General features: G+C 69.8%; 11 protein-coding genes. 6 read left to right on the forward strand and 5 right to left on the reverse strand.

The genetic code is table 11. The features are described from left to right. Positions 1–21: 21 nt before the first annotated feature. From ACQRWP_RS28010 to ACQRWP_RS28020, 3 genes are all read right to left on the reverse strand, one after another. Positions 22–1,524 (reverse strand): glycosyltransferase family 87 protein, encoded by a 1,503-nt coding sequence (locus tag ACQRWP_RS28010; protein WP_430499008.1) that lies wholly within the window; start codon positions 1,522–1,524, stop codon positions 22–24. Positions 1,525–1,650: 126 nt separating this feature from the next. Beyond that, a complete protein-coding gene (locus ACQRWP_RS28015; protein ID WP_430499010.1) occupies positions 1,651–4,533 on the reverse strand; it encodes a transglycosylase domain-containing protein in 2,883 nt (960 codons plus the stop codon). 197 nt (positions 4,534–4,730) lie between these two features. Further along, entirely contained in the window at positions 4,731–5,180 is a 450-nt protein-coding gene (locus ACQRWP_RS28020) for a DUF5318 domain-containing protein (protein WP_410819606.1), read from the reverse strand. A 175-nt stretch (positions 5,181–5,355) separates the two neighbouring features. Here ACQRWP_RS28020 and ACQRWP_RS28025 point away from each other — a divergent pair, with 175 nt between their 5' ends. The 3 genes from ACQRWP_RS28025 (at position 5,356) to ACQRWP_RS28035 (ending at position 7,882) form a co-directional block, all read left to right on the forward strand. Further along, positions 5,356–5,994 carry a PadR family transcriptional regulator gene (locus ACQRWP_RS28025; protein WP_030331823.1) on the forward strand — a complete coding sequence of 213 codons (639 nt, stop codon included), beginning with the start codon at positions 5,356–5,358 and terminating at the stop codon, positions 5,992–5,994. A gap of 23 nt (positions 5,995–6,017) precedes the next feature. Next, positions 6,018–7,097, forward strand: a complete 1,080-nt coding sequence (locus ACQRWP_RS28030; RefSeq protein WP_091396616.1) for an inositol-3-phosphate synthase — start codon at positions 6,018–6,020, stop codon at positions 7,095–7,097. A gap of 152 nt (positions 7,098–7,249) precedes the next feature. Continuing rightward, positions 7,250–7,882 (forward strand): hypothetical protein, encoded by a 633-nt coding sequence (locus ACQRWP_RS28035; protein WP_430499013.1) that lies wholly within the window; start codon positions 7,250–7,252, stop codon positions 7,880–7,882. 40 nt (positions 7,883–7,922) lie between these two features. Here ACQRWP_RS28035 and ACQRWP_RS28040 read toward each other — a convergent pair whose 3' ends face one another. Next, entirely contained in the window at positions 7,923–8,402 is a 480-nt protein-coding gene (locus tag ACQRWP_RS28040; protein ID WP_430499015.1) for a methylated-DNA--[protein]-cysteine S-methyltransferase, read from the reverse strand. 142 nt (positions 8,403–8,544) lie between these two features. Here ACQRWP_RS28040 and ACQRWP_RS28045 point away from each other — a divergent pair, with 142 nt between their 5' ends. Together ACQRWP_RS28045 and ACQRWP_RS28050 are read left to right on the forward strand one after the other, a co-directional pair. Further along, positions 8,545–9,057 carry a hypothetical protein gene (locus ACQRWP_RS28045; RefSeq protein ID WP_430499016.1) on the forward strand — a complete coding sequence of 171 codons (513 nt, stop codon included), beginning with the start codon at positions 8,545–8,547 and terminating at the stop codon, positions 9,055–9,057. Positions 9,058–9,085: 28 nt separating this feature from the next. Beyond that, positions 9,086–10,603, forward strand: coding sequence for a flotillin family protein (locus tag ACQRWP_RS28050; protein WP_410819610.1), 1,518 nt, complete (start codon positions 9,086–9,088; stop codon positions 10,601–10,603). A 76-nt stretch (positions 10,604–10,679) separates the two neighbouring features. Here ACQRWP_RS28050 and ACQRWP_RS28055 read toward each other — a convergent pair whose 3' ends face one another. Beyond that, positions 10,680–12,140, reverse strand: a complete 1,461-nt coding sequence (locus ACQRWP_RS28055) for a CCA tRNA nucleotidyltransferase (protein WP_430499018.1) — start codon at positions 12,138–12,140, stop codon at positions 10,680–10,682. A gap of 126 nt (positions 12,141–12,266) precedes the next feature. On the opposite strand from ACQRWP_RS28055, the gene murJ reads away from it, so the two are divergent. Further along, positions 12,267–14,018 (forward strand): murein biosynthesis integral membrane protein MurJ, encoded by a 1,752-nt coding sequence (murJ, locus tag ACQRWP_RS28060; RefSeq protein ID WP_430499020.1) that lies wholly within the window; start codon positions 12,267–12,269, stop codon positions 14,016–14,018. Positions 14,019–14,359 lie beyond the last annotated feature (341 nt).

Raw genomic sequence — 14,359 nt, forward strand, 5'->3', positions numbered from 1 at the left:
GGGCCGCGTTCGGCCTAGGGGTCAGGTGGTGATGGGTTCCACGGAGGGCTCGCTTCTCGCAGGGCGGCGCCAGCGGTCTATCCAGGGGGCGTCCGGGGCGCCGTCGAGAACGCCACCGTCCGGGTCGTCCGGGTAGGTGGCCCGCACCGCGTCCTGCTCGGGGTGCAGGATCTCCTTGACGACGAACACGCAGAGCACCACCACAGTGGCCAGTCGCAACGTCGAAGCCAGCACGAACACCCCCTCCGGGAAGACCGGACGGCTGGTCGCCGCGCCGAGCAGCTCCCCGTAGAAGGCGACGAAGTAGCAGACCTCGGCAATCTGCCAGGCCAGGAACGCGCCCCACTTCGGCCGGGCCAGGACCACCAGCGGGAGCAGCCAGAGCACGAACTGCTGCGACCAGACCTTGCTGAAGATCAGGAACGCGGCGACCACCAGGAAGGCGAGCTGACCCAGCCGCGGTCGGCGCGGCGCCCGCAGCGCCAGCACGGCGATGCCGAGGCAGGCCAGCCCGAACAGCGCGTACGACAGGGTGTTGAGGGTCGGAATGTTGGCGTTGAGCCATTCGAACGGGCCGAGGTTGGCGGGGTCGTTGCCGACCTTGCCGTCCAGATAGCGCCCGATGTACCAGAGCGTGCCCCAGTCGATCGGCCGCGTGGTGTTCAGCTCGAAGAACCGGTCCCAGTTCTCCGGGTACGCCCGGGCAGCGGGCAGGTTCACCAGCACCACTGCCGCGATCGCCGTCCCGATGGCGACGAGCGCGGCACGAACCCGGTCGGCCCGTAGCGCCAGGATGAGGATCGGCCCGAGCAGGAAGAGCGGCCAGAGCTTCGCCGCGCCGGCCAACCCGAGCAGCACGCCGGCCACCGCCGGTCGTTTTCGGGCCCAGGCCAGCAGGCCGAAGGCGGCCAGCCCGATGGCGAGCAGGTCCCAGTTGACGGTGGCGGTGAGCACCAACGCCGGGGCGAGTGCGAACATCGCCGCGTCCCAGGGTCGTCGGCGGCGCAACGCCAGGATCACCGCCACCGTGGCCACCGCGAGCGCGCCCAGCACCAGCGCGTTGAGGTTGTAGAACCACTGACCCTGGTTGATGCTCGGGTCGCCGTCACCGATGGCGTGTACCGGCAGGCCCAGCGCCCCCATGAAGTAGCCCGTCAGCACCGGGTACTCGACCGGGTGGTCGCGGTAGGGCACCTTGCCCTCGTTGAGACCTTCGGCGTAGTACAGCGCGAGGACGTCGGTGTAGCAGAACCGGGTGTACTGGACGTTGTTCTGCCAGGCGCCGTCCTGGCAGGGCGATTTCTGCACCCAGTGCAGGGCGAGCGTGAGGCACACCATCGCCAGCACGATCCGCACGGCTGTCCAGAAGCGACGCTCCCGACCGGCCGGCCGGTTCAGCGTGGTCGCGTGGTCGCCCAGCGGCCCGCCGATGACGCTGGAGATGCCGCGGACGAACCCGTCGGAGCGGGACGGGTGATCGGTGGTTCCGGCGTCGTCGATGCCGGGCGTCGACTGGGTGCTCATGAAGAGGCATCCTGCCGTACGACAGGGGTGCCCGTCCTGTCCCGGCACGGAGTTCCGGGTACGAAAACGCCGCCGCCGGCCGGGACAGGTCGTCCGGCCGGCGGCGGCGTCGTTCGCTGGGGCGGGTCAGTCCCGGTTGGGTGGCAGGCTGGGCAACTGCCCGCCGCCACCACCACCTGTGCCGCCGCCACCCGGGTTGCCGCCGGGGTTACCACCGGGGTTACCGCCGGGATTACCCCCAGGGTTGCCGCCGGGGTTGTTGCCGCCGGGGTTGCAGAGCAGATCGATCAGCGGGTTACAGGGAGGGCCCTGGCCCCCGGGGTTGGTCGGCGGTGGCGGCGGCGGCTCCTTGCCGTTGCCCTTCGTGACGTCACCCTCGCCGGTGACGCTGGGCAGGGGGATCTCCTCCTGGCCCTTGAGGGCGGTGTTCATGTACTTCTCCCAGATCGGACCGGGGAGCGTCGAACCGCCGATGTCCTTACCGCTGGCGAGCTTGATCTGCGGCTTCCTCGGATCCCGGCTGCCCACCCACACCGCTGTGGCGTTCTGCGGGGTGTAGCCGACCGTCCAGGCGTGCGAGTTGTCCTTGTCGTCGTACTCCCAGGTGCCGGTCTTGGCGGCGGCCTGGCGGCCGTCTTCCAGGGAGATGTTGTTGGGGCGGGGGATCTGCTTCAGGACACCGGTGACCTCGTCGGTGATCTTCTTGGGGATCCGCTGCTCCGGCTTGATGCGCTCGCTGGGGCCGACGATCTTCCACTTGCCGGTGTCCTTCTCCTGCTGCTCCACCTTGATGATGAAGTGCGCCTTGATGTACTTGCCGTCATTGGCGAACGTGGCCATGGCGTTGGCGTGATCGAACACGGTGATCGGGTACTTGCCGAAACCGGTGTAGTTGTCGAACGGCTTCGGACCCTTCTTCGACAGGTCGAAGGCCTGCGGCGGGTCGACGCCCCACATGGTGGTCACGCCGGCCTTCCGGGCCATGTCGACGACCTTGTCGGCGCCGATCGTGTCGGCGACCCAGTAGAAGGGAACGTTGTACGACTGGACCGTCGACTCTTCGAGGGTGCAGTACTTGCCGCACTTGAGGTTGGTGCGGCCGGCGTTGCCGATCGCGACCTTGGAGCCCTCGGGCTTGTACGGCGTGGGGTCCCAGTGCGACCTGACCGAGATACCGGCCTCGATCGCGGCGGCCAGGGTGTACACCTTCATCGACGAGCCCGGCTGGTGCCCACCGGTCAGGTCGCCGTTCTTGTCGATGTTCTTGCCGGCGTAGTCGAAGTCGGCACCGCTGTCACCGCCGTAGTAGGCGAGCACGCGGCCCTTCGACGGGTCGATCGAGACCACCGCCGCCATCAGGTTCTTCGGCTGGTCGTTGAGCTCGGAGCCCTTCTTCGACTGCATCGCGGTGTTCTCCGCGGCGGCCTGGAGCTTCGGGTCGATGGTGGTGGTGATCCGGTAGCCGCCATCGCGCAGCGCGTCGACGCAGCTCGTCTTGCCTTCCGCGCCGCTGTCGGAGCAGATACCCATCTCGTCCATCTCTTGACGGACGTAGTTGATGACGTTGCCGCGCGGGCTGTCGACGCCGAAGCCGACGCCATCCTTCTTTGCCGGCAGCACCTTGGGGTACTCGGTGGGCGCAGCGGGGTGGTTGGGGGAGTCCAGCCAGCCCTCCTTCTTCATGCCGCCGATCACGTAGTCCCACCGCGACTTGGCATCGGTCGGGTTGACCCCCGGGTCGAACCCCCTGTGGGTCTCGCTCGGCTGCGGCTGCTTGATCACTGCGGCCAGCACTGCTCCCTCGGCGGGAGTGAGCTTGATGGCCGGCTTGCCGAAGTAGGTCTGTGCCGCCGCCTCGATGCCGTACGCGCCACGACCGAAGTAGATGACGTTCAGGTAATGCTGCATGATCGTCGGCTTGTCGTACTTGTCGTTCAGCTTGGAGGCGAGGATCGCCTCCTTCACCTTCCGGCCGTACGTGTCGTCCTTGAGGTTCTCGAACGCGTTGCGGGCGTACTGCTGGGTGATCGTCGAGGCGCCCTGCTTGTCGCCGTTGGAGACGTTGTTCCATGCGGCCCGGACAATGCCCTTGTAGTCGACGCCGGAGTGCCGGTAGAAGTTCCGGTCCTCCGCGGCGGCGACCGCGTCCTGCACGTGCTGCGGGATCTGCTGGATGGTCACGAAGGTGCGGTTCTCGCTGCCCAGCTTGGCGAGCTGCGTCTTGCCGTCCTTGGCGTACACGGTGGTGGACAGCGGCAGCGGCATCTCGTTCGGCATGACCACGTTGGTCGAGTAGTAGGTGAACCCGACCACGCCGATGCCGGCGAGCATGATGAAGACGGCGAACCCGGCGATCAGCAGGTTCATCCGCTTGCGCTTCTTGGCCCGGGCCGCGCCCGAGTCACCCGGGCCACGGCCGCCTCGACCGGGACCGCCCGGACCGCCCGGCCCACCTGGGCCCCCAGGGCCGCCCGGCCCACCGGAGACCGGTGAGACGCTCGCCCGGGCAACCGCCGCACGACCACCGACCGATGCGGAGCCCACGCTGGCCCGGCCCGCCGAGGCGGTGCCGACCGAGGCCGCACCGACGGCGGCGGCACCGACGGTGGCCCGACCCGCCGGCGCGCCCGGCGCCGGGGAGACGGGCACCGAGGCTCGACCGGCGCCAGCGCGGCCAGCGGCCACACCTGGTGCCGGCGACACCGGCACCGAGGCTCGACCGGACCGGCCGGTCGCTGCCGAACCCACCGAGGCGGACCCGGCGGCCGCGCTGCCGCGCGGCGGCACCGAGGCGGAGCCTCCGACCGTGGCGCGACCACCGGCGGCCCGCGGCGTCACCGAGGCCCGCCCCGGGGTTGCCGCGCCGCCCTCCGGGCTTGACCAGCCGCTCCCGCCGGAGTCACCGCCGGGTCGGCGGTACGCGTCGTCCGCGCCCGGTCCGGGGTCACCGTTCGGACCCGAGTACTGGGTCCGTCCGCGCGCAGAACTGGGATCGCCGTACGAGTTCATTCCTCACACCCTGCCGGTCGCGGTGGGGCGCGACTGCGCCGCCACCGGGTTGCCGTGAGTTGCTTCACCCGGGGCGCCGGCACGGGGGTGCCGGCCGACCGGGGTCATTGCCGTATCAATCGGGCCAATCGGGCCAACAAGCGGTCGGCCGTCCCGGGTTTCGTCTGCGGCCCCGGGGCCGGTCCAACCAGCTGAAATCACCGTTGCGCCTCTCGCCTCCGCCGACCGGCGCCTCCGGCGCCCGCCGCGTCCTGCTCAGTAGTGCCGTCGCTGTCGCCGGTCAGACCGTCCCGGCCGAGCAGGTACTGCTCGACGAGATGGTTCCAGTCACAACCGAGGCACACCTCCACGACGAAGACCTGGAACTCACGCAGCGTCATCGCCAGCACGGGCAACTCGGTAAGTGTCCGAGCCTGGCCGGCGGACTGCTTGAGTTCGTCACCGTAAATGTAGTGGACCAGGGTCAGGTTTTCGCTCCGGCAGATCGGGCAGCGCCGGTCGGTCGGCTCACCGTGGAACCGAGCGGCGTTCTTCAGGTACGGCGACGCGTCGCAGACGTCGTACGTGCCGACCCGGCCGGCCAGGAGCTCACGCAGCACTGCTCGCTTCTGAAGCGAGTAGTCCACGACCTGGCGCTGCGTACGCATGCGGAGAAGGGTACGCGGTCCGACCCGAGCAGGCGACCACGCTCACAATCCGTGACGACAGCATCTCGGAGCGGGGGTTTGCCCTGGCCCGCACGACCCGCTAACGTGCGATGTATCGGTCCGATACATCGCGGCGGTTACCGCTCCACGCCGGAGGGTAAAGAGAGGGTGGCCAGTGCTTGAGTTCGCCATCCTCGGCCTCCTGCAGGAGTCTCCGATGCACGGCTATGAGCTGCGCAAGGAGCTGACCGCCAAACTCGGCGCGATCCGGGCGGCGATCAGCTACGGCTCGCTCTATCCCACGCTACGCAGGCTCCAGGCGGCGGGATGGATCACCGAAGCTGCTGAGACACCCGCCACTGCCGAGGAGGTTCCCGCGCTGACCAGCCGACGAGGTCGGGTGGTCTACAAAATCACCGCGGAAGGCAAGGAACGCTTCGCCCAGCTGATCGCACAGGCCGGGCCCGAGACGTATGACGACACGGGCTTCGGGGTGCACTTCGCGTTCTTCGCCCGGACCGACCAGGCGACCCGACTGCGCATTCTGGAGGGTCGCCGCCGCAAGATCGAGGAACGTCGCGAAGGGCTTCGTGACGTGCTGGGCCGGGCGGCCGAGCGCCTCGACGCTTACACGCTGGAACTGCAGCGCCACGGCCTTGATGCCTGTGAGCGCGAGGTCCGCTGGCTGGAGGAGCTCATCGCCAACGAGCGCTCCGGCCGAGCCCCGACGGTCCCGAACATCGGGACAGCCGGCGGCCGACGAGAAGACAACAGCCCGCCTCCGCCTGGAGAGACCAGGAATGAGCGGCCGTGACAGAAAAGAAGGAGGCAGACGCTATGGGCTCCGTCCGCGTCGCCATCGTCGGTGTGGGTAACTGCGCCTCGTCCCTGGTTCAGGGCGTCGAGTACTACCGGAACGCCAACCCGAACGACCGCGTCCCGGGTCTCATGCACGTCGCCTTCGGCGACTACCACGTCAACGCCGTGGAGTTCGTCGCGGCATTCGACGTGGACGCCAAGAAGGTGGGCATGGACCTCGCGGAGGCGATCGTCGCCAGCGAGAACAACACCATCAAGCTCTGTGACGTGCCGCCGACCGGCGTCAGCGTGCAGCGCGGTCCGACCTTCGACGGTCTGGGCCAGTACTACCGCGAGATCGTCGAGGAGTCGGACGCCACCCCGGTCGACGTGGCGCAGGCGCTGCGCGACGCGCAGGTCGACGTCGTCGTCTGCTACCTGCCGGTCGGCTCCGAGCAGGCTGCCAAGTTCTACGCCCAGGCCGCGATCGACGCCGGCTGCGCGTTCGTCAACGCCCTGCCGGTCTTCATCGCCTCCGACCCCGAGTGGGCCAAGAAGTTCGAGGACGCGGGCCTGCCGATCGTCGGTGACGACATCAAGAGCCAGGTCGGCGCCACCATCGTTCACCGTGCCCTCGCGAAGCTCTTCGAGGACCGCGGCGTCGAACTGCTGCGCACGTACCAGCTCAACTTCGGCGGCAACATGGACTTTATGAACATGCTGGAGCGCAAGCGGCTGGTCTCGAAGAAGATCTCGAAGACCCAGTCGGTCACCTCGCAGATCCCGCACGAGATGAGCAAGAGCGACGTGCACATCGGCCCGTCGGACCACGTGCCGTGGCTGGACGACCGCAAGTGGGCGTACATCCGCCTGGAGGGGCGCTCGTTCGGTGACACCCCCCTCAACGCCGAGCTCAAGCTCGAGGTGTGGGACTCTCCGAACTCGGCCGGCGTCATCATCGACGCGGTCCGGGCCGCGAAGATCGCCCTGGACCGGAAGATCGGCGGCCCGATCCTGTCGGCCTCGTCGTACTTCATGAAGTCCCCGCCGGTGCAGTACGCCGACCACGACGCCCACCAGGCCGTCGAGGAGTTCATCGCCGGTGAGGTCACGCGCTGACGCGCTGATTCACCAAGCTTGTCGAAGGGCCGGGTCCGTGCGGACCCGGCCCTTCGACGTGGGTCGGTTTCCCCGGGTACGAGAGCTTTCCCGTGATCACCGCCACCGTTTCCAGGACCACGGGTGGCGCCAAGGCTATCGATAATCGAGACATGGCCTCCCGCAGCGGCACCGCAGCGACAGTCCCGCACTCGGTCCGACGTCCTCGGCCGCGCGTCGTCGCGCTGGCCTGCCTGCTGTTGGCCCTGGCCGCCGTCGCGCAACTGGCCGCACTGCCACTCCGCTACTGGCACCAGGGCTTCTTCCACACGGCCGCCAGGTCCTTCGAGCCAACGGGCGGGGTCGCCTTCGCCGCCGTGGGCACCACCGCCGATCTGGCGGCTGACCTGTTGACCGCGGTGCTGGCCGTTGGACTCCTCACCCTGGCCGCCGTCAACGTCGTGGGCTCGAACGGCGCGCGGATCGCCTCCTGGGCCTCAGGGCCCTTCCTCGCCTGCTGCGCCACCGCCGGGGCGGCCCGGTCGCCGCGGCCGCTCTACTCCATCTACTCCGACGAGAACATGGACCGGATCATCGCGATGGCACGGGACGCCATGCCGAACTGGCTGGAGCCCCTGCTGCTCACCCTGGGCCGGGGCGTGCCGGTGGCGATAATCGTCGCGCTGGTCCTGCTGGCCCTGCCATCGGCCAACGCCTTCTTCCAGCCGCGGCCTGCGGTCGACCCGCCGTGGCCCGTCCGGACCTCACCCACCGCCGGACCGGAAGGACCGCCCAGCGCCGGGTAACGCCCCCACCGGGAGCGGACGGCCGCCGGCGCGGGACGGCTCAGGACCAGGCGTGTCGCAGCGCGACCCCGGCCTCCAACTCCAACAACTTGACCTTGCGAGGCAGGCCCCCGCCGAAGCCGACCAGCTTGCCGCCCGCGCCGACGATCCGGTGACAGGGCACGATCACCGGGACCGGGTTGCGGTGGCAGGCCACTCCCACCGCCCGTGCCGCTCCGGGATCGCCGACCAGGCGCGCCACCTCGCCGTACGTCAGCGTCTCCCCGTACGGGATCCGCGTCATCTCCCGCCACACGGCGCGTTCGAAGTCGGAGCCGCGCGGCACCGACACCGGGACGGTGAACGCGGTCAGCTCACCGGCGAAGTACGCCCGCAACTCGTCGACGGCCTGCCGGGACAGCGCTTGGTCGGGCTCCTCGGTGGCTGCCTCGACCCGGCCGAAATGGGCGCCGCAGACGCTCGTGCCGTCGGTGGCGACGGAGAACTCACCGATCGGCGAGTCGAGCACAGCCCAGCGCATCCCCCCATTCTCCCCGATGCGGACTCCTTCGCCTGGCCGGCCACCAGCGTCGGGCCGAGCGCCACTCCCAGCCCGCATCGGTAGATCATCTTCGCGTCCGCAGGGCCGTTCGGCGTTGCGCGACGTCGATACCGTCAAGGTCGTGGCAACGGGGACGCTCATCTTTTTGATCATCGGCGGGGCGGGCATCGGTGTGCTCGCGCTCGCCCTGCTCGGCACCGAGCTGCTCCAGTTCGGGCACGCCGACGTGGACGGGCCGATCTCGGTCGAGACGGTCGCCGGCTTCGCCGGGGCGTTCGGGTTCGGCGCGGCCATCGTCAACGAACTGCTCGGTGCGCGTACACCTGGCATGGTCGTCGGGGCGGTGGCCGGCGGCGTGCTCGCGGCCGTGCCCACCGGCTGGTTGGCGTCCCGGCTGAGCCGGGCGGCGCGGAACATGCGCACCGACCCCACCCCCACCCGCGACGACCTGGTCGGCGCGCTCGGCCTGGTCGTCACCCCGGTGCCGGCCAACGGGTACGGCGAGGTCCGCATCCGCCTCGCCGGCCAACCGGTCAAGCTCAGCGCCCGCGCGGACGAGCCGATCCCGATCGGCGCCCAGGTCTTCGTCGTGCAGGCGCTCAGCGAGACCAGCGTGCACGTAGAGACCTACTGACCTCCCCCTCATAGACGGGACTCCTCATATGGCCCTACTCATCGCCATCGGGGGCGCGGTCCTCCTCGCGCTCATCCTGGTGCTCTTCGTGCTCTCCCGGATCAAGGTGGCCGGCCCGAACGAGGCGTTCATCGTCACCGGTCGCAAGGGCCGCACCACCCAGACCGCCGACGGAGGGCGGTCCACCGACAACTCCGGGCAGAAGGTCGTGCTGGGCGCCTCGGTGTTCGTGCTGCCGGTGGTGCAGAAGCTCCAGTCGCTCGACCTGTCCAGCCGGCGGATCGACGTCGGCATCCGGGGCGCCGTCAGCAAGCAGGGCATCCGCGCCGACCTGCACGGCGTGGCGATCGTCAAGGTCGGCGGCACCGAGGACGCGATCCGGGCCGCCGCCCAACGGTTCCTGCACCAGCAGGACGAGATCGACAACTTCACCCGGGAGGTGCTGGCCGGCGCGCTGCGCTCGATCGTCGGCCGGCTCACCGTCGAGGAGGTCATCCGGGACCGGGCGGCGTTCGCCAGCGCGGTCGCCGAGGAGGCCGAGCACTCGATGACCAACCAGGGTCTGGTGCTGGACACCTTCCAGCTCCAGGACATCCTCGCCGAAGGCTCCTACCTTCAGGACCTGGGCCGACCCGAGGCCGCCCGGGTGCTCAAGGACGCGGCGATCGCCGAGGCCCGGGCCCGGCAGCAGGCCGAGCAGGAGCGGCTGCTCGCCGAGGAGGCCATCGCCGAGGCGAACCGCAACCTGGCCCTCAAGCAGGCCGGCATCCAGGCCGAGATCGACGCGGCGAAGGCGAAGTCCGCAGCGGCCGGGCCGCTCGCCCAGGCCGAGCGGGACCAGGCGATCCTCTCCGAACAGCAGAAGGTGGCCGAGCGCAACGCCGAACTCAAGCAGCGCCAACTCGACACCGAGGTTCGCAAGCCGGCCGACGCGGCCCGGTACAAGGTGGAGCAGGAGGCCGAGGCGTCCCGCAACGCGGCGGTGCTGCACGCCGACGCGCAGCGCCAGTCGGTCATCGCCGCCGCGCAGGCCTCCGCCGAGCAGGCTCGCCTCACCGGTGAGGGCGAGCGGGCCCGGCGAGCCGCGCTCGCCGAGGCGAACGCCATCGAGGGCGCCAAGGAAGGTGAGGCCGAACAGCGGCGGCGCTCCGCCATCGCCGAGGCGGTCGAGCGGGAGGGTCAGGCCGAGGCCGCGGCCATCCTCGCCAAGGGTGAGGCCGAGGCGGACGCGATGGCGCGCAAGGCCGAGGCGTTCGCCGCGTACGGGGAGGCGGCCGTGCTGGACCTGCTGGTCAAGGTGCTGCCGCAGGTCGTCGAGGCGGCCAGTGCGCCGATCGGGGCGATCGACAAGATGACAGTCATCTCCACCGACGGCGCGTCGTCGCTGACGAAGTCGGTGGCCGGCAACGTGGCCCAGGGGCTCCAACTCGGCAGCGACCTCACCGGGATCGACCTGCCCGGCCTGCTGGCGCGGCTCGGCTCGGCCTCCACTCCGGCCGGCAACGGCGCCGCGTCAGTCGACGGGAAGGCCGTCGAAAGCCGCTGACTCGGTACGTCGACGGGCGCCGCTCCCGGTTCGGGGGTGGCGCCCGTCGGCGTCGGTCATCGCGAGGCTCGAAGCGCTAGGTGATCAGACCCTCGGCGCGGGCCCAGCGCAGCAGCTCCGCCTCGGCGGCGTCGCGGTCCAGCGGGCCGTGCTCGAGGCGCTGCTCCTTGAGGTGCTTCCACGCCCGCCCGACCACCGGCCCCGGCGGTACGCCGAGCAGCTCCATGATCGCGTTGCCGTCCAGGTCGGGTCGGACCCGCGCCAGGTCCTCCTCGGCCGCGATCCGGGCGATCCGATCCTCCAGCGCGTCGTAGTCGGCCGCGAGCTGGGCAGCCTTGCGCCGGTTGCGGGTCGTGCAGTCGGAGCGGGTCAGCTTGTGCAGGCGGGGCAGCAGGTCACCGGCGTCGGCAACGTAGCGGCGCACCGCCGAGTCGGTCCACTCACCCCGCCCGTACCCGTAGAAGCGCAGGTGCAGCGCGACCAGCGCGGTCACCTTCGCGGTGACCTCCTTCGGGTACCGCATCGCCTTCATCCGGGCCTTGGTCAGCCGGGCGCCGACCACCTCGTGGTGGTGGAAGCTGACCCGGCCGTCGGACCCGACCGCCTTCGTCGCCGGCTTGCCCGCGTCGTGCAGGAGGGCGGCCATCCGCAGGATGAAGTCGCAGCCCTCCTCCTCGTAGGAGACCGCGTTCTCGACGACCGTCAACGTGTGCTCGTAGACGTCCTTGTGCTGGGCGTGCTCGTCGATCTCCAGCTTCAGCCCGGTCAGCTCCGGCAGGAACCGCTCGGCCAGCCCGGTGTCGACCAGCAGCCGCAGCCCGGTGATCGGGTCGGCGCCGCAGAGCAGCTTGGTGAACTCGTCGCGGATCCGCTCGGCGGTGATCCGGTCCAGGTCCGCAGCCATCTCGGTCATCGCCACGTGCACGTCCGGGTGCACGGCGAAGCGCAGCTGCGCGGCGAACCGGGCGGCCCGCAGCATCCGCAGCGGGTCGTCGCCGAACGACTCACCAGGCGTGCTCGGGGTACGGATCACCTTGGCCGAGAGGTCGTCCAGCCCGCCGTGCGGGTCGGTGAACCGGTGGTCCGGCAGGCTGACCGCCATCGCGTTGATCGTGAAGTCGCGCCGCTTCAGATCCTCGTCGAGGCTGGTGCCGTACACCACCACCGGGTTGCGGCTGACCTGGTCGTACGACTCCGCGCGGAAGGTGGTGATCTCCAGCCGCAGGCCGTCGCGCTGAGCGCCGATGGTGCCGAACTCCCGACCGGTCTCCCAGATCGACTCGGCCCAGCCCTTGATGATCCGCAGGGTCTCGTCGGGGTGCGCGTCGGTGCAGAAGTCGAGGTCGTCCCCGAGTCGACCGAGCAGGGCGTCCCGCACCGAACCGCCCACCAGGTGCAACTCGTGACCGGCGCGGACGAAGCGGCGGCCCAACTCGTCGGCGACCGGGGACACCCGGAGCAGTTCGGCGACGGCGTTGCGCTGCGCGGCGGTGAGTTCGCGGCGGTCGGCGGCGTGAGGTGCGGAGGCTTCGGACATGGGATCGCCAGCTTATCGGGCCGGGGTGTGATCCGATCCGCCGGGCGCGGGTAACGGGTGAGGGGTGACTATGGTCTGTGGCGTGCGGGTCGCTGTCCGACTCGACGTACCCCTGGGAGGCTGGAGATGAGCGGCGGGCTCTACCGCAGCGCCAACGCCGCGAACGATGGCGGCCCTGGCGTCCGTCCCGGGGACGGCGCCACCTTCATCTCCGCCGAGCCGCTGAACCAGCCGGCCATGGAGTCGACCGCGCCACCGCAGGAGCAGGTGGGCGAAGCGAGCGCGGCGGCCAACAGCGCGGTGATGGCGATCGGCAGCCTGGTCAGCCGGGGTACCGGCTTCCTGCGCAACCTGGTGATCGCGGCGGCGCTCGGCGGCGCGCTGGTCGGTGACGCATACACCACCGCGCAGATCCTGCCCGGCATGGTCTACGAGTTCCTGCTCGGCGGCGTGCTCACCAGTGTGTTGATCCCGGTGCTGGTGCGCCGCCGCAAGGTCGACAACGACGGCGGCCAGGCGTACGCCCAGCGGCTGTTGACCCTGGCGATTCTTGCGCTTGGCGTGGCGGCGCTGCTGGCGGTCGCGTTCGCCTCGACGCTGACCTGGCTCTACGGCAGCGGTGAGTCGACCGGCGACTATTCGAAGCTGGTCACCGGGCTGGCCCGCCTGATGCTGCCGATGATCTTCTTCTCGGGGCTGAGCGCGCTGATCAGTGCGGTGCTCAACACCCGGGGGCACTTCGCCGCCCCGATGTGGGCGCCGATCCTGAACAACCTCGTGGTGATCGGCACCGCCGGCCTCTACATCGCCATATTCGGCGCGGAGATCGTCCGGCCAGGGGAGATGACCACCGGGCGGATCCTGCTGATTGGCGGTGGCACCCTGCTCGGTGTCGCCATCCAGGCGATGGGCCTGCTGCCGGCGCTGCGCAAGGTCGGCTTCCGCTGGAAGCTGCGCTTCGACTTCCGCGCGCTCGGGCTGCGCGAGTTGGGCCGGCTCGGCGCGTGGATGATCTGCTACGTCGCGGTGAGCCAGGTCGGCCTGATCGTGCTGTTCAATCTGTTGAACCGGGCCGGCAAGGAGAACGCTGCCGGCCCACTGATCTACAACAACGTCTTCCTGCTGCTGATGACCGCGCACGGCATCATCGCTGTCTCGATCATCACGGCGCTCATGCCCCGGATGAGCGCGGCCGCAGCCGACGGCCGGTACGCCGACGTCGCCGCCGACCTGTCGCGGGGCACCCGCACGGTCACGGCGGTGCTCGCCCCGATCGCGGTCTGCTATGCCGTCCTTGCCACCCCGATCGCGTTCACGCTGTTCCGCTTCGGCGCGTTCAACGAGGAGAACGCCACAGCTACCTCCGTCGTGTTGCTCGCCGCCGCGCTGGCGCTGGTCCCGTTCGCGGTGAGCCAGCTCTTCACCTTCGCCTTCTACGCGCTACCGGACACCCGCACTCCCGCGCTGATCAACATTCCAGTGGTGGCACTGCGGGTCGGCGTTCAGATCGTGCTCTTCGTGGCCTTCTCGGCGAGCTTCGCCGGCGCCGGGATGATGATCGGTAACGCGGTCTCCTACCTGGCGGCGGCAATCGCGTCCGCCTGGCTGCTCCGTCCCCGCGTCGGTCGCATCGGCCTCGGCGGGATCATGCGGACCGGCGGCAGGGTGGCCGTTGCGGCGCTGGGTTCGGCAGTGGTCGGCCTTCTGGTGGTGAAGCTGCTACCGGGCGACGACACCCCGAGCCGCCTGGAGGCGATCTTCCAGTTGGTGATCGGCGGCGTGGTGATCGGCGGGACCTACCTGGGTCTGGCCATGCTGCTGAAGATCGGCGAGATCACCGAGGTGGTCGGGATGGTTCGCCGCCGCCTCGGTCGCTGAGCGCCAGCATCTGATTACAACAAGTTGGTATTCATACCGACCGTGACTACGGATCACCAGGCTGGGGATGCGCCTGTGGATAACTCCGCGATTCGCCGGTCAACCACCGCTTCAGCCTGTGGATAACCAACCGTACGGCTGAGGGTGGCAACCCGATCGGTGGGAACGTACGAGGCAGCGCGAGCGCCACGTCAGCCCAGCCCCGGCGTCGGTCACTTGCGGTGAAGCCGTAGATTAGCTAGTACATGTGCCAGCAACGTGGCTGACAACGGTCGTAACCGGACGAGTTCTACGACTGCCGGAACCCCGCCAGTTACGGCGGGAAGATGACATGTCGGAGA

Source organism: Micromonospora trifolii (assembly GCF_050516465.1).
Taxonomy (GTDB): domain Bacteria; phylum Actinomycetota; class Actinomycetes; order Mycobacteriales; family Micromonosporaceae; genus Micromonospora; species Micromonospora trifolii.